The sequence below is a fragment of the Spiroplasma endosymbiont of Stenodema calcarata genome, from assembly GCF_964031205.1.
Classification (GTDB): Bacteria; Bacillota_I; Bacilli_A; order Mycoplasmatales; family Mycoplasmataceae; genus Spiroplasma.
Genome location: NZ_OZ035018.1, coordinates 1386980 through 1404627, shown reverse-complemented (window position 1 = coordinate 1404627; position 17648 = coordinate 1386980). Strand labels below are relative to the sequence as shown.

Here is a 17648-nt window from a genome sequence, read left to right as displayed (position 1 = left end):
TTATTGTTTTAAAAAACTTTTTGATATAATTAATTTACAAAAACTAATAATTACTGTATTTAAAATAAGTAATAGGAGATTTAACAATGTGAGTAAAGTATGCAGTTGGTTGGAGAGAGTTTTTTGATAATGAGACTAAAAAGGAATATTTTCAACAATTGTTAAAGAATATTGATCAGCAATATGAGCAAAATATTTGTTATCCCTTAAAAATAGATATTTTTCGCTTATTTACCTTAATTGAACCAAAGGATATTAAAGTTGTTATTATTGGTCAAGATCCATATCATGGTCCTGGTCAAGCTAATGGTTTAGCTTTTAGTGTTAATGCTGGTGTCAAAACTCCACCAAGTTTAGTTAATATTTTTCATGAATTAAAAAAAGATTTAGGAGTTAATCACTATGCAAGTGGTAATTTGGATCATTGGGTGGAAGAAGGCGTTTTTTTATATAATACAATTGGTAGTGTTGTCGCTAAAACACCATTAAGTCATAAGGATATTGGTTGAACAACTTTTAGTCAAAATTTAATTATTTATTTAAATCAAATTCGAGATGACATTATATATGTTTTATGAGGCAATTATGCAAAACAATATAGTGAATATATTGTTAATAAAAGTAATATCATTAAAGGGGCGCATCCATCTCCATTTAGTTATAGTTTATTTAAAGATCAGCATTTTTTTCTTAAAATTAATAATTTACTTTTAAAAAATAAAAAAAAGATAATTGAATGAAAAATGTAATGTATAATTGTATTATGTAAAATATTGACGATATAAAAGCTCTATTTTATAAATATTTAGATTGTGGGGATATTATGAGTTTATTAACAACATTTAGCGATATATCGAAAATCTTGTATAGTAATAAAATGGCATATATTGCAAGTGGAATAATAGGCGCACTTTTTGTTATTTATTGTGTTTATAATGGTTTATATTATTTAATTAATCCTAAGCGTTATCATGGGATTCGTTTTACAACAAAGAATATTGCATATATTACAATGCTGTCTGCAGTATCAGCAGCAGTTACAATTATTATTTCATTAACAGTCCCAATTACTGTTTTTCCGCCAGTTCGAATTGCATTTGAAGGATTGATGGTAAAAATTAGTGGCTTTATTTTTGGCCCAATTGTTGGTCTATTATCAGGAGTTGTAACAGACTTGATTGTTATGTTATTTGTGCCTTCATATATGCATGTTGCTTATATTATTGTTATTGCTTCCTATGGTTTTTTATCAGGATGTGTTTCATCAATTAATCGTGCCGTTGGAAAACATAAATGAGTTTTATTCCTGCTAACAAATATTTTTATCGTTATTTTCGGAACTTTTGCAACCGTAATGACTTGATATTCACCCGTAGAAACAATTACCTTATTTGCTGGTTTAGAGGTTAGCAAAGTAATATTAGTTTATATTATTAGTTTTGGGACCGGAGGAACAATTGTTATTATTTGAATAATAATGTTTATTTATCGTCATTTTGATAAAACCAAAAAACGTTACTGAGATTTAGTGGCTATTATTATGCTAGCTGTTATTAATGAGTATTGGGTCACCACATTGATATCCGCCTGGGGAGATATTGCGTTCTTAACAGTGTCCCAAAACAAGACAAGTGGAACCGATGGTTATGGAGTTACAATGATTTCACGGTTAGCAATGGCACCGTTAAAAGTTTTATTTAATTCAGCGATTATTTATATTACCTACCGAGCTGTGTCACCATTGATCCATAAAGATACTAATGCTAATTTACAATATTAAAATATGATTAAAAATAACTTTATTTGAGTTATTTTTTATTTATAAATATATAATGATATTAGAAATAATAGAATGGAGATGGAAATAATGAAAGTAAATTCACAGATCAAAGAATTAATTAATTTAGAATTAAAACGTCAACAAGACCATGTTGAATTAATTGCATCAGAAAATTATGTTAGTGAAGCAATTTTGGCTATTACAGGATCAATTTTTACAAATAAATATGCGGAAGGATATCCGTTTCATCGTTATTATGGAGGATGTGAATATATTGACCAACTTGAACAATTGGCAATTGATAAAGTAAAAGAATTATTTCAAGCAGAACATGCTAATGTTCAGACTCACTCTGGTAGTCAAGCAAATGCGTCAGCATATTATGCTTTAGTCCAACCATATGACACGATTTTAGCAATGGATTTAGCAGCTGGTGGGCATTTAACACATGGTCATAAAGTTAACTTTTCTGGACGTTTATATAATTTTTGTAGTTATGGCGTTGATCCAAAAACAGAAATGTTAGACTATGATGCAATTGAAAAAATTGCTTTAGAAGTTAAGCCAAAATTGATTGTTGCTGGGGCAAGTGCCTATTCTCGTGAAATTAATTTTAAAAGATTCCGGGCAATTGCTGATAAAGTTGGAGCCTTATTAATGGTTGATATGGCACACATTGCTGGTTTAGTGGCTGCTGGTTTACATCAGTCACCAGTTCCATATGCGGATGTTGTTACTTCAACAACCCATAAAACATTAAGGGGACCACGGGGTGGTTTAATTTTATCAAAACAAAAATGAGCAAAGAAAATTGATAGTGCTGTTTTCCCAGGTAACCAAGGGGGACCGTTAGAACATGTTATTGCTGCAAAAGCACAATGTTTTATAGAAGCATTAGAACCAGCATTTAATAAATACCAAACTGAAATTATAAACAATGCCAAGGTTTTAGCAACAACATTAAAAGGGAAGAATCTGCGTTTAGTTGCGGATGGAACTGATAATCATTTATTAATGGTTGATGTAAAAAGTAGTTTAGGAATATCAGGGCAACAAGCGGAAGAAATTTTACAAAAAATTGGTATTATTTGTAATAAAAATATGATTCCATTTGATCAAGAATCACCAGTTGTAACAAGTGGAATTCGATTAGGAACAGCAGCAATGACAACTCGTGGTTTTGGGAGCAAACAATTTCAACAACTGGGGGAAATAATTTATCATGTTTTAAAAGAGCCGACAGCTGAAAATATTGCAAAGTATCAGACGGAAGTTAATTTGTTATTACATGATTTCCCAATTTATGCCAGCTGAACTTTAACAGAATAATTAATTTAGTGATAGGGTTAAATAATTGATAATGGTTAATGATGCCTTAAAAAAGATAATAAATAATAAAAAAAACAGAAACAGAAATAAACGAAATTTAATAAATATTAATTAAAGATATATTATTATTTTTTATCTATTATCAGAGTAATTTGTTCTAAAATATCTTTTTCTACTATTAGCGAAATTAATTCATTTTGGTCGGGTATTGATTTATCTTTTGCCTTAAATAAATCTGAATTTTGAATTTATAAACTATTAATTTTATTCTTTTTATTGTATAATTTCTATTAACTAACACAATAGAAAGTTAACTAATTAGTATTTTAAAAAAAATAAAATTTGACTTTTTAACAACATAATTTATAATAAAAATAACTTTCAAATATAAACACTTAATTATATTGAAAGTTTCAAACTATTTATAGTTTCCTAGCACGAAACTTTTAAATTTAATTTAGTGTTTTTTTATTTGAAAGGAGTTTATAAAATGAATAATGTTTTTATTCAAGATAATTTAGTAAATAAAGGTCATAATGTAATTATGAATGCTTTAAATTATGTTAAAAAAGAATATTATTTAAAAAAAGTCTTTTATGGTAATTATGTCAAAAATATTGTTTTACCATTAGAATTAATTAATAATAATCTTCGTAATATAAATGGTATTAAAAATACTGGTAAAAATGACAAAAAATTATGAAATAGTCGTATTCGCACACAAGGAAATTTTATTCGTAAAGCATATGAAAATTTTTGAAATTGTAAAAATCTTGGTTTTTTAACTCTTACTTATGCATTAAATGAAACAAATATAAAAAAATGCAAATATGATTTAAAAAAGTTTTTTATTAATATTCAAAAACAATGATGAGATAAAAGGTTTAAACGTCCAAATGATAATTCAAAATTTAAATATACTTATACTTACGAATATCAAAATCGTGGAGCAGTTCATTTTCATATTATATTTAATCAAAATGTACCTAATTGAGTAGTTTTAAAATATTGACCTTATGGCATTAATAAAAATATTAAAGTTCGTAAAGGCACAAATGAAGATATTGTTAAATATCTTGCTAAGTATATTGTTAAAACCGCTAATGATAATAAAAGTCAAAATCATTATGATTTAAACATTAAAGCGTATCAATTTAGTCGTAATTGTAAAAACCCAAAAGTAAAAGTTGGTGTTGTTGAATTATCAGAACAAGATTTAATTTATTCAGTTAAAGATAATTTAAATTATTTTGCTTTTGGTGATAAAAATGGTTACAAAATTGGTTTCAGCTGTGATAGTTATTATCGTTTAGATAAATTTAGAGAATTTAAAAAATATGTTTCACACGAAAGTAAAATATGAAGAAAACAAAATAATAAAATAATTAATAATTATACAAATAAATTTAAAAATTTAAGATGTTAAAAATAAAAAAATGAGTAAAAACTCATTAAAAAAGTGGCAATTGCCTAGCACAACAATTACCACAAATTAATTAAAACAAAAAAAAAAAAAAACACAAGTTAGTAATGTATTTTTTTGTGTTAAAAATTTGACAATTTAATATTTTATTGTATTATTAATTTAACTTAAACATTTGATAATGTTTGGGTTTCAAATCTTAAAAGGTTTCCTAGCACGAAACTTAAATATAATTAAATGTTTTTTTATTTATAAATTTATTCAAATAAAAAACACTAATTTTGTATCAATATTTTAATTATTCATTTTTTTATATTTAAGTTTTAAACCTGAAATCTTTTAAGTAATTTAATTAAATTATTTAAAAGAAAGGAGAAATCTTATGAATGGATTTCTAGTACAGTTGATAGATATTTCAACTGATAAAATTATTAAAGATGATAAAGGTAATGTAAATAAATGAGATAGTTATACATTTACACCAGTTATTAAGTTAGAAAACGGTAATGTTAAAGGTACAAAAGATTTATCAAAGTCAAAATGATTTAAAGTAATTGATGATAATTATTTGAAATTAAAACCTTATTTAGTTGATGGTAGTTTATTTTATGTTTCGCTTAAATGAGATGGAAAAATTAATACAGTTGAACCATATATTAAAAATAATAACGAGCAAGATTTTATTAATAAATATTCTAATGAAAAACAAGAACAGTTAAATAGTAATCAACATCAAAATCAAAATAATAATATTGGTATTGATGATACTATTTTGTGAAATAAATAGTTATGAAACAACAGTTATGTATGGCTTGTATTAATGAAACTATTTGACAAAACGGGGCGACCGTTTGCTGAAATTGTTTTCAATTTAAAGGTGCTAACAATGGATAAAAAGTGTATTGTTTGTAAACTTGAATTTGTTTGAGAAATCAGTTCTAAATATTGTTGATATTGCGTTAATAATAAACAAATTTTAATTAATCAATATTATTCTAAATTAAGTAACGACGAGGTTAATAAAATATGAAAAAATTAACTAAAAGACAATTACGATTAAAGAAAAAATTTGAGCAATCCTGAAATGATTATTTAAAAGCAATAGATGGAGTGTTAGGAGAAGGTAAAATGCTAAGAGGAAGAGATAATAAATAATGAAAAGAATTAAAGAAATTTTAAAAGAATTAAAATCAAAAGAATACAACATTTTATTAGATGAATTAGAAGAGTTATTTGTTGAGTTAGAAAAAAATCAATTATTTAAAGAAGATTTTATACTTTGGAATGGCAAGGGTTTTTTGGACAAATTTTATGTAGAGTAATAATTTCTGTATTTTACTGGTGTTAAATAATTTAGTTTGCTATGAATTCGAATATTATTGTACCAATTAATGTAATCAAATAATTTTAATTTAAACTGCTCAATGTTTTTAAATTTATTATTTTTAATAAATTCAGTTTTAAAAATTTTGTATGTTGATTCCGCAACAGCATTGTCATAAGGACAACCTGGTTTACTGTAAGACTTTTGAATGTTATTTTTAGTTAAAAAGTTATAAATAAGATTGTTGTTAAATTCACTACCTTGATCAGTGTGAAATATTTTAATATCATTTAATGTAAAGTTAAGTTTATTAAAGGTATTTTTAACTAATTTTGCATTTTTGTGTAAACTAACGTCATAACTAATAATTTCACGATTAAATAAATCAATTAGAAAGCAAACATAATATCATTTATTATTAATAAAAACATATGTTAAATCACTGACAACAACTTCATGTAGTTTATAATTATTAAATTCTTGATTTAATAAATTATTATATTTATATGTAACATTGCTTGTATTTGAATGTTTGTATTTGATTTTTGTATAATTTGAAATTAAGTTATATTTTCTCATTATTTTACTAATCTTTACACGAGATAATATAATATTTTGCTGAGCTAGCATGATTTTAATTTTTCTTGTTCCATAATTTTTACGACTTTTTAGAAAAATACTGATAACAGCATTATCAATGTTTTGATTATTCTTGGGATTATTTGCTTTTAATTGATAGTAATATGTTGATCTAGCCAATTTCAATGTTTTACATAAATTAATAATTGGATATTTTGCTTTGTTATTTTTAATGATTGCTATTTTTTGCCGATTATCAGTGTTGCTTGCTTTAAAATGTCATTTTCCATTTCTAATTGTTTAACTTTTTTACGTAATTGAATTAATTCGTTTTCTTCTGGCGTTCTATTGTCTTTAGCTTTAAATGAGTCCGAGTTACTAAATTGGTGAGCTCATTTCCAAACAGTAGATTTACCAATTTGGTAATCATTGGCTAATTGTTCAGGAGTTTGACCCATTTTGTAAAGACCAACAATTTGTTGCTTAAATTCATCGGTATAATGATTCTTTGCCATAATTACACCTCCATTGTAATTTAATTATAAATATTTACTCTACATTATTGTTGTCCAATTTATCTTAACCTATCCAAAATATCAAGAGTTTTCGACAAAATTAAAGAAATCAATTAGAAAACCAAGTATATATTTTGCATGATTTAATCAGTATTTATCTGTATAAATAATTTGTTGTTTTAAAATATTATTTTCATACACAGTAATAGCAGTAGTACCAGTTCCTGATGGGTCAATACCTATTTTTATTCCCATCTTGCTCATTCCTCATCATTATTATTAAATACTGGTATTACATTTGAAATATCTTCTTCTTTAACTACATTATCATTTGTGTCTGCTATTTTTTTATATGATGGGGTATTTATATTGTTAGATAAGGGTTCATCGCTCATCTGCCCCTGATTTTTGGCGACAGTACTATCATTAAAAGATATATATTCAAAATTACCATCTTCTTTAATTTCTTTTTCATCTAAATCAATATCTGAAATATCAATACCCATTTCTAATGCTAATTTACGATATAATTTTGCTTCAACCATTTCTTTTGGTCAATTTACTCATGGACTATATTGCCCATTGCCTGATGGACTACTATTTTTTAAACGATCAATATCTGCTTTTCTTAATAAAATACCTTGATAATTCCCATTTTTATCTTTTGCAAAAGCATAAGCACCAATAATTTCATTATAATCACTAGTATTTGCATTAAAATTAATTTCATGCATTTTAGGGCAAGAATTTATAGTATCTCATTCAAATTTTTCACCTTTAAATATAATTGCTTTTCTTGGACTATAACCATTTTCTTCAATTTTTTTACAATAAACTTTACTATCAATAATAGTTGTTAATTTATTTTTAAATGGAATAATATTAAAATCTTTACTAAAAATTAATCCTTTATTACTTAATTTAATAATTCCTAATGCTGTATTTTTTGCATTATCTGCATTAGAAACTAATGACATATAACTATTACCATTTTTCATTTTTAATTCTTCTAATGCTAAAATATTTTCTTTTAAATATTTATCATTAACTTTTAATTCATATTTAACTATTGCACCATTAATATATTGTTGTAATTCATTTGCCATATTATTTTTCTCCTTTATTTATTTTAAAATTAATACCTTTAACTCCAATAGCATTCATATCTGCATTACTATCTCATTGTTCTTTAATTTCATTTTTAACTACTTTTTCATCTATTAAAAGATAACCTTTAATAAAAAGAAATAAGTTCTAATCTATCTGCTTTTTGTAAAAAATCATCATTAATACCTAATATTTCAATATCTTTTACTAATAATTTATCTTTAATAATATTAATACCAACTTTTTTTAATGGTTTTACCTCAAGTGATTTATCAAGTTGCTCAATTTCTTCCATTACACGAACTTGCTCATCTTTTATTTGATCTAAATCTAAACCCATATCTGTATTTAGATTATTAGCTTGCTCAATTAATTCTTGTTCTCTAAAAAATTCATTTTGTTTTTGAATTCGCACCTGATTAATATTATTTTTAATTTCAATTTTATTATTTTTAACCGAATTTTCAAAATTAATAATATTATTATGAATACGATTTAAATCATCTTTAAATACTTTAATTAAATCTAGTGGCTCTTTAAATACAATATCAACTTTACTTAAAGTGCTTGGAATATCTTTTAAATGTACATCTTTATAACCAGTAGTATTATATTGATTACGATGACGATATATAAATTCAACTAATTCATTACTATTATTATCAATTCACTTTTTAATTTGAATTGCTTTCAAACTTAATTCTTTAAAATCATCACCCTTAATTACAAAAGGGAATACTACATTTTGCACTATATTATTCATTATTTATTCTCATTTCCAATATAATTATTTTTTGGTTTTGTAAAATATATATATGTAAGATTATTTATTTGTTCTGGTGTTAATTTTTTATTTTCAACTTCAATTTCATATCGTTCCATAATTGCTGGACCATAATTTTGAGCAACTTCAGGGTGATTATCGAACATTTCATTTAATATATCTTTTAATTCCATATTATTTTTCTCCTTTATTAAATAATTCGTTATATCTTTTAGGATCCATAATTTTTAATTTTTCTATATCAGAATATACTTCGTTTTCTAAATCAATAATTACTGTTTGATAATATTTTTCATTTTTAGCAGTTATTTTTGCTTCTTCTAATGTATAAAATGAATATGTAGTTAAATATTCATTTTTAATAATTAATAAGTATCTTTTATTCATAATTTATCACCTCATAATCTATTTCTTCATCTTCTAAATAATCACTAATTAAACCTTTAACTTCATCAATTTCATATCATTTCAAAGTCAAGTCAAAATCTACTGGCAATGAAACATAACCTATATTTGAATGTTTATTATCAAATTCAAGATATAAATGTAATAATCAATAATTATCATCACACTCAATGTCTGAATAAATAATACTTTTATCACTAATTTTTAATGCTTTATTATTAATTCATTTTTCATTTAAGTAATCACTAATACAATATGACATTTTTAATTCCTCCTAATTCTGTTTACCTAATGCTCAATGTTCTTGTGTTACTTCATTTTTTGAAACAGGATAACTTTTAAGCATTAATTCATTTAATTTATTAATAGTTTTTTTATTTAACTTTTTCATATAACCCTCCATTAATTAACTACAAAGTACTACAAATTGTAATTGTTTATATAGTTTTTCCACCAGACATATATGTCTTCCTTCTTCCGTTCCCATTTTAGGGATGAAACGCTCAGTTTTTGAAATTAAATCTACTTGCATTCATACGAAGGACCAAATGCTAAACGCAAATTTAATTGTTTAAGTCACTATCTCTTTTTTTATTGTCGTTTGATATTAGCCTTGGACTTATCACGACTATCGCTTAGTTATAAAAACCAGCGCCGATTTACATCTTTTCTCATACACTATTTCAGTACTTGCCTCGGCAGGCTGTGGAATAAAAAACACTTAGTTATAAATAACCGTTCCACTCTGCATTAAGTTTTATAAAATTTAAGTTTTAATAAACCAGTTTCATAATCAAAGATAATTTTTGAATTTTCTAATTTTTGATAAAATTGTTTTTGTTTTTTATCTTTTATACTATTCAATAAATTTCTATGTTTTTCACAAGTTCACAAAACTTTATTTGATACAAATTGTTTATTAGTAAATGATATTTTTTTATAACAATCATTAATATCACATATTTTTTGTTGTTTAATTACCATTACCTCCTTATAAGGATTGTTTTAAAATAAAAAAACAACCCTTTAATAAGAGTTGTTTTGTCCTAATTCGTTTTACAGTATACATAATTAAAAAATTGGAATTAGAAAAAAAGGAGGATGATAATTAATGACTGTATATGCAACAATTATTTTAGTAATTACAATGTTAATGCTATTAGTTTTTTTAACAATCAATGTAATATTTAAATTTAAAAATAAATATTTAATTTGTCCGCATTGTTCTAAAAAAGTAGAATTTAAGGAGTGAGGAAAAAGAAAAATTAAAAAAGCAGATAAATCTGTTGAATAAGTTAATATCAATCAAATACCTTGGCAAGTATAAAAATTGATTTTAGTTTTTAATGTTAATTACTAAAATTAAGGTTAGAAATTGCCAAGGTTTTATTATGAATTATTAGTATTTAAGGAGTGAGTTTTATATGAATGTAAATTTATTGGCAGATAACCCTGATGCAAGTGTTATTAAGCAGATAGCAGATTTTGCTGGTATTCTTGCTGATTGGGCGATTGCTTTTACAAACTGATTTATTAGTTTTTTAGGATCACATATGTTATTAATTATTCCATTAGTTTTAATGTTTGTGGTTTTGGGAATTGAAACAATCAGAAAATTAATTCACGGATACTAATATTTGTGATAAATTCTAACCTTAATTTTAGTAATTAACATTTATGAAAGGAATGTAAGAAAATGCAAAGTGTATGAGATTTATATTATCAATTTATGAATATAATGTTTGGTGTTAATCATCCTATTATTTTAGATGTTGTTATATTTGTTGTATTTTTGATACTGGTTTTTGGTATGTTGTTTTTAATTTTAAGTTGCATTTTTAGGTGGATAAAATAATGGATTGAAATATTTTTTTGCAACGAGTATATCAAGGACTTTTGCAGATTTTTTATTTTATTCCTAAAACTGAAATTAATAACTTTGTTGGTAGTTCTATTGATGATATTACTTATTCAGTGATAATGATAGGTGTTTGATTGGTAGTATTTTTCTTAATTTGATTATCAATATTTATTTTATATAAAACTATAAGTTTGGTGGTGTAGTTATGTTTAAAAATTATTTTAATTTGTTTAGAAGGCAAAAAAATATTAAAGTTTCTTATTGATATGTAAGCTGATTTATGGTAAATATTTTTTTTATCTTTTTATTGTTTGTTTCAATTTACAATTTGTATATTTTAGTTCTACCTCAGTTTTGGATATTATTCTTTTTATTTTTTTAGTAATTTTTGATATTATTTTTTTCTGACGTTTATTTAGTAATTTTTTTCAGACAAGAAAATTAGTTAAAATTGTTAAAGGTAGTCCAATTTCAATTATTAATGGTGCTTTGGGTACTGGTAAAACTTTATTAATGACTTATTTATCTCAAATTGCTAAATTTGATAATGTTTATTCTAATTATTTTATTAATGATGAAAAAATAGGAGTTTTAGGTTTAAATCATTTAGACTTTAAAAATAAAAATTATAAGATACCTCCAAATGATAGTTTGGTTTTATTCGATGAAATTTTTTTATATATGAATGGTGCTAGACCTGATGAGAATAATAAAAAATTTAGCGGTTTAATTCCTTATTTTTTATTATGTAGACAGTTTGATAATAATATTATTTTTGCTGGTCAGAGAATTAATCAAAATTGAATTGAATATAGGGAAATTACTAATATGATTATTGTTCCTATGCAATGTATTAAACCTAGTATATTTTTTCCGTATTTTAAAATGAAAATAGGTTTTTTTGATGATATAGACAATTATTTAGTTTGAAAAACTGAAACAGTTAAACGAACTGCAAACGGTAAAAGAGTTCGCAAAAAATCTAATAAAGATTTAGGAATTAATTTTGTTAAAATAACAATTCCTTTATCTATTGCAAGTCAGTATGATAGTAAATATTTAAAATTTGTGCGTGATTTAAAAAATGATAAAGTACCAAGTTATATTAAGCAAAATTGACCTAGTATTGTTAAAAAAGATATTACTATTAATGAATTGCGAGAGATGGGTATGGAACATTTATTAAAAAATTTGGGGGAATTAGATAATGATTAATTTACTTGCTAATGATGTATGAAATGGTGCTATTAATGTTGTAGTTGATATTTTTATGAAAATTATGGATTGAATGTGAGCATTAAAATTGCCTGGTACAGATATTCCTTTGTTTGTTTTATGAGTAATTGGTGGTGTTATAAATGTTATTTTGTTATTAGTTAATAGTTCTCGTGGTTTAAGTTCAGTTTCCCAAGCAAGTTTAGAAGCAAGTTCTAGTTTAGCAAGGGGCGTTAAAGGTAGTGTGTCATCTGTTTTTCAAACTGGGCGCGGTATGCAAAAACATTTTAAAGACCGTAAACAATTTAAAAATAATCGTAATAAACAACAATTATCAAGTTTAGCAAAACAAGCAAAAACAAGAGAACAAGGTTTTAAAAGAGTACACACAACTCAAAGAATAAAAAAATAAGTTGGGGGTCTATATATGATAAAGTTAATATTTTTCTTTGTTATTGGTTTAACTATTGGTTTTGGTTTTATCGCTAATATTGTTATGGCAACAGACTTAGGTTTTTCAACTGTTAAACATTATTTAGAGTCTGTTAATGATTTTTATAAATTAGTGGCACAGTTATTTATTATTGCAACACACCCTATTTTTCAGTTATATATGGCGTTTGGAATTATTATTATGGGTATTAGAATTATTTTTATTGTTTAAGGAGGTTAAAATAATGCAAAAACGATTATTAGATATATTTTTTATTTTTTATTTAATGTTTGGCTGATTATTTCTTTTTTGTGGTACTATAACTACAAATTATTTTAATAATGTTTATAAATTTGACTTAAAAAATAATGATAATTTTACTGATTTGACTTATGCAAAAGCAAATGAATATGATTTTCAATCTTTTTTGATGTTACGACAAGATTATTTTATGCAAGGTTTAGATCCTAGTAATTATGCATTTAGTTTTGGTATTGATTTGGGAAAATGAAAAGGTGAAAGTGTTGACAAAAACGATAGTAATTATTGATTTAATGAATTTAAAATTAATTATAGGAGCTATGAAATTACTTGAAATTCACAGGATACTTCTAAGGGTTGACAAGGAAAATTAATTTTAGATAGTGATAATACTGGGCGATTTTTAAAAATTTCTGTTTATAAAAATGATATAAAATATGATTTTATTTTTAATATTGATATAATTCAATATTTATTTTTTCCTATTGTTGCTAATCAAAGTTATAGACATTTTGATTTGAATTATTTAATTTTTAACTCTAATTATAAAAATTTAATTAATAATGATATTATTAAAAGCTTTAATTCTCAATATTTTATTAATGATATTAAGCAGGATACTTTTTCTTTACAAAGTTTTTTTCAACTTTTAGATTATTTTTATTCTAATGTTTTGAGAGTTATATTTGATATTTCTAATTTTAAAGAATTTATTTATTTTAATTCCTCTGCTTCTAATACTGGTTTTGTTTTTTTGTAAAAAATGGTTTTTTATTATATCCAAAATCAATGCTTTTTAATATTTTACGATTTCCTGATTCATTAGAAACTTATTTAAACCCAAGAGTTAATTTGTATAATGCTTATAATATAAATGTTAACCAAAATTATTATTCTTTTTTTCAAATTGACAATATCAAACTGACATATTACCTTCTAATAATGATTTGTATACTCAATCAATAAAGTTTTTAGATATGACAGATAAGTCAAAGTATCAAGGTTTTAATTTAATTACTTTTAATACTACTAATATTGCAAGTAGTTCTATTTCAATTAATGGTTTTAATTTTAGTCTTTATAATTCTAGTGATTGAAACAATGAGATTAATGGTGGTGATATTTGGAATATACCTTATAAAAATTGTAGTTGGTATAATGTTGCTTGTCACGTTGAGAATGCAGGTATTTGATTAGTTAACAATTTGCCTGGTATGAAAGATGTTTATAATTTTGTTCTTGGTATAGTACATGTATTTGGTAATGTAACAGATTTATTTAATAATATTGGTAATTTGTTTGCTTTTGATATTACATTTAAGATTATGTTAAGTTCTATTTTGGTGTTAGCAATGGTTAATGGTTTATTACGATATTTTTAGTATATAATATTGTTATTAAAACAAGTAAGGTGGTGTGGTGGTTTATCCACGCACCACCTTACTAGTGGGTGAATGTTGCGTAGCGACAGGGGGCAACGCCCCTTACTTGACAATGGATCGCTATGAAAAAAGGTACGGAGGCATAATGGAAGAGTTTATTATCAAACTGTTGAAAATTAAAACGGAAGAAATTATTTTAAAAAAACAAAAAATTAATAAAGCGGGATTCTGAAAATTAGTTTTACCATATTATTTAACATACTGGCCACGGTGTGTCATTTTTCTATTATTTTCGTTATTTACCAGTGGTGTATTAATCGCTATGCCAATGGTAGTTAATATTTTATTAAGCCAAATGGAAATTAATATTGCAAATGGAAAAATTGGATTAGAATGACAAACAGTAATTTTTGCTGGCATTGGATTATTAACAATATACATTGTTTATGGCATAATTTGAATTTTACGGTTCATTATAACGGGGGTCTTAGCTCGTAAAATTGAAACATCCATTCGAACAAAATTATTAACAAAACTATTACGCTTAGATTTGCAATTTTATCATAATAAAAAAACTGGGGATATTCTAACAAAACTAATTTCAGATACTCAAATCTTAGGTGACCAAGCTGAACAAATTCCGTTACAAGTAACTTATAGTATCTTTTCCTTCTTTGGAGCAAGTATTATTATGTTTTTCTTAAATAATACCGTAATAGTAAATGGCGTTGAAGTAAGAATTCAACAAACCGTTTATATTATTGCCGGAATTATTTTTGGGTGACATCATTGTTAACAGCGGCAATTGTTATTTTATATAATTATTTACGTAAACTACAATATCGTGTCCGCAAAGTAGCATCAGCAATTAATGGCGATATCCAAGATCGAATTAACAATATTCGATTAATTAAAGCTTCAGGAACAATTAATGGTGAAATTGAACGTTTTAGGGACATTAATACGGATTATTATCGATTAATCCGTCAGTGAGAAGTTCGCCAAGCAATTATTTGGGGTTTAATTTTGGCTTTTCTGTTTTCAATTAATGGACTTGTTATTATTGTAGGAGTTGTTTTTGTTAATAATAACCAATTAAATCCTATTGTGATGGTATCTTTACTGATGTCAGTTAACCAAATTATTAACCCCTTAATGAATTTAATTAGTTTAATGAATAATATTATTTCAGCTTCAGTGTCATCAGCACGATTATCTGAAATTTTGGATGAACCAGAAAACATTACTGTTAATGAAGGTGAAAGTTTGGTTGATAAAATTAAGGGTGATATTATCTTCAAAAATGTTGTTTTTAAATACAGTCCGGGAGGGGATGCTATTTTAGAAAACTTTAACTATGTTTTTAAGCAAGGTCATAGTTATGCCTTAGTTGGTCAGACTGGAAGTGGAAAAACAACAATTTCTCGTCTAATTTTACGTTTTTATGATCCTTCACAAGGAGAGATTTATATAAATAATAATATTAATATTAAAGATGTTAATTTGAAATCTTTTTTAAACCATGTCGGGTATGTTGAACAAGACCCACAAATTTTATTTGGGACAATTGCGGAAAACATTGCCTATGGGATTGATGGTGCCACATTATCTGATATTCAAGAAGCTGCTAAAAAAGCTAAATTATATGATTTTATTATGAATTTACCAGAGCAGTTTGAGACAATTGTTGGCGAAAAAGGGCACTTATTATCAGGAGGGCAAAAAACAGCGGTTAGTAATTGCGCGGATGTTTTTACGTAACCCTGAAATTTTAATTCTTGATGAGGCAACTAGTGCGTTAGATAATATTGTCGAAAAAGACATTCAAAAAGAATTAGAACACTTAATGCAGGGACGAACAACAATTATTATTGTTCGCCGCTTAACAACTGTTAAAAATGTTGATGAAATTATTGTTTTAGCGCCTGGAAAAGGAATCTTTCAGGTTGGGAATTTTGAAACATTACGGAATGAACCAGGTTATTTTAAAGACATGTATGAAGCAAGTTTTGATTAATTATGTCTTAAGAAAGTATAATAAATTTTGTTGATGAATTAGGTGCTAGCACAAATAATCTTATCATCTCCAATCAATAAATAATTGATCCATATTATTGCCTAAAGCAAATATCCGCTTTATTTTCTAATTGTATTAATTTTCAAATAATAATAATTTACAAATATCAGTTTAAAATGTTGCGTATATTATTTTTTTTGGTTATAATATTATTGCTTTATACATTGGACCCTGGTACGGAATAATGTTAGGAGGCAGTGAAATGCGACAAACTACTATCTTAAATTCAGCAACAGTTGAAAAGAAGTGATATGTTATTGATGCTCAAGGTCTAGTTTTAGGACGTTTAGCAAGTAAAGTCGCAATGATCTTAAGAGGAAAAAATAAACCAGCATATACACCACATATTGATTGCGGTGATAATGTTATTATTCTTAATGCTGATAAAATTAATTTATCAGGAAATAAATTAAAGGGTAAAATCTATTATCATCATTCACAACACCCTGGGGGGTTAAAACGAACAACAGTGAAAGATATGTTGGTTAAGAAACCAATTTACCCAGTTGAACACGCAATTAAAGGAATGTTACCAAAAAATAAGTTAGGAAGTAAATTATTTCGTAATTTATTTGTTTATGTTGGTAATGAACATCCGCACGAAGCACAGCAACCAATTAAGTTAGAATTAACTGATAAATAAAAGGAGCAAATATGGCAAAAAAACAAGAAGTTATTTATCGTGGGACAGGAAGAAGAAAATCTTCTATCGCACAAGTTGTATTAACTCCTGGTAAAGGGAAGGTGGTTGTAAATGGGAAACCAGCATTAGAGTTTTTCCCATATGCAACATTAGTGCAGGATTTGGAACAACCTTTAGAAATTACTGGCGTAAAATCAGAATTTGATATTCGTGTTAAAGTAGCTGGTGGTGGATTTACTGGACAAGCGGGAGCAACAAGATTAGGAATCGCAAGAGCACTAGTTGAAGCTTCACAAGATTATAAAACCTTATTAAGACATGCGGGAATGCTAACTCGTGATGCTCGTATTAAAGAACGTAAAAAATATGGGTTACACGGAGCAAGAAGAGCACCACAATACTCAAAAAGATAGGTATTTTTTTGAAGAGGATATATTGATGATATCCTCTTTTTTATTTTGATGTTTTTAATAGCTTTGATTGTTATCTAATATAAGTTTAGTATAATTATATGTGAATAAGAGGAGACA

The 17648-nt window shown here is 25.4% G+C and carries 29 protein-coding genes; 20 read left to right on the top strand and 9 right to left on the bottom strand.

Translation table 4 applies throughout. The features are described from left to right. Positions 1-86: 86 nt before the first annotated feature. The 7 genes from ACQH24_RS07600 to ACQH24_RS07570 all read left to right on the top strand — a co-directional run bounded on the left by ACQH24_RS07600 (position 87) and on the right by ACQH24_RS07570 (position 5854). Complete coding sequence (locus ACQH24_RS07600) at positions 87-749, top strand: uracil-DNA glycosylase (protein ID WP_425379955.1); 663 nt, start codon at positions 87-89, stop codon at positions 747-749. 128 nt (positions 750-877) lie between these two features. Beyond that, complete coding sequence (locus tag ACQH24_RS07595; RefSeq protein ID WP_425379954.1) at positions 878-1780, top strand: hypothetical protein; 903 nt, start codon at positions 878-880, stop codon at positions 1778-1780. A gap of 87 nt (positions 1781-1867) precedes the next feature. After that, positions 1868-3109, top strand: a complete 1242-nt coding sequence (gene glyA / locus ACQH24_RS07590) for a serine hydroxymethyltransferase (RefSeq protein WP_425379953.1) — start codon at positions 1868-1870, stop codon at positions 3107-3109. A gap of 490 nt (positions 3110-3599) precedes the next feature. Beyond that, positions 3600-4535 (top strand): rolling circle replication-associated protein, encoded by a 936-nt coding sequence (locus ACQH24_RS07585; protein ID WP_425379952.1) that lies wholly within the window; start codon positions 3600-3602, stop codon positions 4533-4535. 379 nt (positions 4536-4914) lie between these two features. Next, the gene (locus ACQH24_RS07580; protein ID WP_425379951.1) at positions 4915-5319 is read left to right on the top strand and encodes a hypothetical protein; all 405 of its coding nucleotides are present in this window, start codon (positions 4915-4917) and stop codon (positions 5317-5319) included. A 239-nt stretch (positions 5320-5558) separates the two neighbouring features. Beyond that, complete coding sequence (locus tag ACQH24_RS07575) at positions 5559-5687, top strand: hypothetical protein (protein ID WP_425379808.1); 129 nt, start codon at positions 5559-5561, stop codon at positions 5685-5687. Next, complete coding sequence (locus ACQH24_RS07570; RefSeq protein ID WP_425379950.1) at positions 5687-5854, top strand: hypothetical protein; 168 nt, start codon at positions 5687-5689, stop codon at positions 5852-5854. The genes ACQH24_RS07575 and ACQH24_RS07570 overlap by 1 nt, the downstream gene beginning before the upstream one ends. On the opposite strand, the gene ACQH24_RS07565 is transcribed toward ACQH24_RS07570, so the two are convergent. The 9 genes from ACQH24_RS07565 to ACQH24_RS07525 all read right to left on the bottom strand — a co-directional run bounded on the left by ACQH24_RS07565 (position 5842) and on the right by ACQH24_RS07525 (position 10230). Next, the gene (locus tag ACQH24_RS07565; RefSeq protein ID WP_425380682.1) at positions 5842-6633 is read right to left on the bottom strand and encodes an IS3 family transposase; all 792 of its coding nucleotides are present in this window, start codon (positions 6631-6633) and stop codon (positions 5842-5844) included. The two genes, ACQH24_RS07570 and ACQH24_RS07565, sit on opposite strands and share 13 nt — an antisense overlap. A 41-nt stretch (positions 6634-6674) precedes the next feature. Beyond that, the gene (locus tag ACQH24_RS07560; RefSeq protein WP_425379385.1) at positions 6675-6950 is read right to left on the bottom strand and encodes a transposase; all 276 of its coding nucleotides are present in this window, start codon (positions 6948-6950) and stop codon (positions 6675-6677) included. Between the two features lie 69 nt (positions 6951-7019). Then, positions 7020-7205 (bottom strand): hypothetical protein, encoded by a 186-nt coding sequence (locus tag ACQH24_RS07555; RefSeq protein ID WP_425379949.1) that lies wholly within the window; start codon positions 7203-7205, stop codon positions 7020-7022. Continuing rightward, a complete protein-coding gene (locus ACQH24_RS07550) occupies positions 7196-8056 on the bottom strand; it encodes a recombinase RecT (RefSeq protein WP_425379948.1) in 861 nt (286 codons plus the stop codon). Before ACQH24_RS07550 ends, ACQH24_RS07555 begins: the two co-directional genes overlap by 10 nt. 128 nt (positions 8057-8184) lie before the next feature. Then, entirely contained in the window at positions 8185-8820 is a 636-nt protein-coding gene (locus ACQH24_RS07545) for a hypothetical protein (RefSeq protein ID WP_425379947.1), read from the bottom strand. After that, on the bottom strand, positions 8820-9014 hold the full coding sequence (locus ACQH24_RS07540) for a hypothetical protein (RefSeq protein ID WP_425379946.1): 195 nt from the start codon (positions 9012-9014) through the stop codon (positions 8820-8822). The genes ACQH24_RS07545 and ACQH24_RS07540 overlap by 1 nt, the downstream gene beginning before the upstream one ends. Position 9015: 1 nt before the next feature. After that, positions 9016-9228 (bottom strand): hypothetical protein, encoded by a 213-nt coding sequence (locus tag ACQH24_RS07535; protein WP_425379945.1) that lies wholly within the window; start codon positions 9226-9228, stop codon positions 9016-9018. Continuing rightward, a complete protein-coding gene (locus tag ACQH24_RS07530) occupies positions 9221-9508 on the bottom strand; it encodes a hypothetical protein (RefSeq protein WP_425379944.1) in 288 nt (95 codons plus the stop codon). Before ACQH24_RS07530 ends, ACQH24_RS07535 begins: the two co-directional genes overlap by 8 nt. Positions 9509-9996: 488 nt before the next feature. Then, positions 9997-10230, bottom strand: a complete 234-nt coding sequence (locus ACQH24_RS07525) for a hypothetical protein (RefSeq protein WP_425379943.1) — start codon at positions 10228-10230, stop codon at positions 9997-9999. Positions 10231-10357: 127 nt separating this feature from the next. On the opposite strand from ACQH24_RS07525, the gene ACQH24_RS07520 reads away from it, so the two are divergent. The 13 genes from ACQH24_RS07520 to rpsI all read left to right on the top strand — a co-directional run bounded on the left by ACQH24_RS07520 (position 10358) and on the right by rpsI (position 17531). After that, positions 10358-10540: a hypothetical protein gene (locus ACQH24_RS07520; RefSeq protein WP_425379942.1), complete on the top strand. Its 183-nt coding sequence runs from the start codon at positions 10358-10360 to the stop codon at positions 10538-10540. Positions 10541-10670: 130 nt separating this feature from the next. Beyond that, on the top strand, positions 10671-10880 hold the full coding sequence (locus tag ACQH24_RS07515) for a hypothetical protein (RefSeq protein WP_425379392.1): 210 nt from the start codon (positions 10671-10673) through the stop codon (positions 10878-10880). Between the two features lie 220 nt (positions 10881-11100). After that, the gene (locus ACQH24_RS07510) at positions 11101-11310 is read left to right on the top strand and encodes a DUF2649 family protein (protein WP_425379941.1); all 210 of its coding nucleotides are present in this window, start codon (positions 11101-11103) and stop codon (positions 11308-11310) included. A gap of 58 nt (positions 11311-11368) precedes the next feature. After that, the gene (locus ACQH24_RS07505) at positions 11369-12322 is read left to right on the top strand and encodes a hypothetical protein (RefSeq protein WP_425379940.1); all 954 of its coding nucleotides are present in this window, start codon (positions 11369-11371) and stop codon (positions 12320-12322) included. After that, entirely contained in the window at positions 12315-12734 is a 420-nt protein-coding gene (locus tag ACQH24_RS07500) for a hypothetical protein (RefSeq protein ID WP_425379939.1), read from the top strand. The genes ACQH24_RS07505 and ACQH24_RS07500 overlap by 8 nt, the downstream gene beginning before the upstream one ends. 15 nt (positions 12735-12749) lie before the next feature. Further along, positions 12750-12986, top strand: coding sequence for a hypothetical protein (locus tag ACQH24_RS07495; protein WP_425379938.1), 237 nt, complete (start codon positions 12750-12752; stop codon positions 12984-12986). Between the two features lie 13 nt (positions 12987-12999). Beyond that, positions 13000-13776: a hypothetical protein gene (locus tag ACQH24_RS07490; RefSeq protein WP_425379937.1), complete on the top strand. Its 777-nt coding sequence runs from the start codon at positions 13000-13002 to the stop codon at positions 13774-13776. 217 nt (positions 13777-13993) lie between these two features. Beyond that, a complete protein-coding gene (locus tag ACQH24_RS07485) occupies positions 13994-14398 on the top strand; it encodes a spiroplasma phage ORF1-like family protein (RefSeq protein WP_425379936.1) in 405 nt (134 codons plus the stop codon). Between the two features lie 145 nt (positions 14399-14543). After that, positions 14544-15194, top strand: coding sequence for an ABC transporter transmembrane domain-containing protein (locus ACQH24_RS07480; protein WP_425379935.1), 651 nt, complete (start codon positions 14544-14546; stop codon positions 15192-15194). After that, the gene (locus tag ACQH24_RS07475; protein ID WP_425379934.1) at positions 15179-16159 is read left to right on the top strand and encodes an ABC transporter ATP-binding protein; all 981 of its coding nucleotides are present in this window, start codon (positions 15179-15181) and stop codon (positions 16157-16159) included. The genes ACQH24_RS07480 and ACQH24_RS07475 overlap by 16 nt, the downstream gene beginning before the upstream one ends. Continuing rightward, a complete protein-coding gene (locus tag ACQH24_RS07470) occupies positions 16146-16415 on the top strand; it encodes a hypothetical protein (protein ID WP_425379933.1) in 270 nt (89 codons plus the stop codon). The genes ACQH24_RS07475 and ACQH24_RS07470 overlap by 14 nt, the downstream gene beginning before the upstream one ends. 262 nt (positions 16416-16677) lie before the next feature. Beyond that, positions 16678-17118: a 50S ribosomal protein L13 gene (rplM, locus tag ACQH24_RS07465; RefSeq protein ID WP_425379932.1), complete on the top strand. Its 441-nt coding sequence runs from the start codon at positions 16678-16680 to the stop codon at positions 17116-17118. Positions 17119-17129: 11 nt separating this feature from the next. Next, positions 17130-17531, top strand: coding sequence for a 30S ribosomal protein S9 (gene rpsI, locus ACQH24_RS07460; RefSeq protein ID WP_425379931.1), 402 nt, complete (start codon positions 17130-17132; stop codon positions 17529-17531). Positions 17532-17648 lie beyond the last annotated feature (117 nt).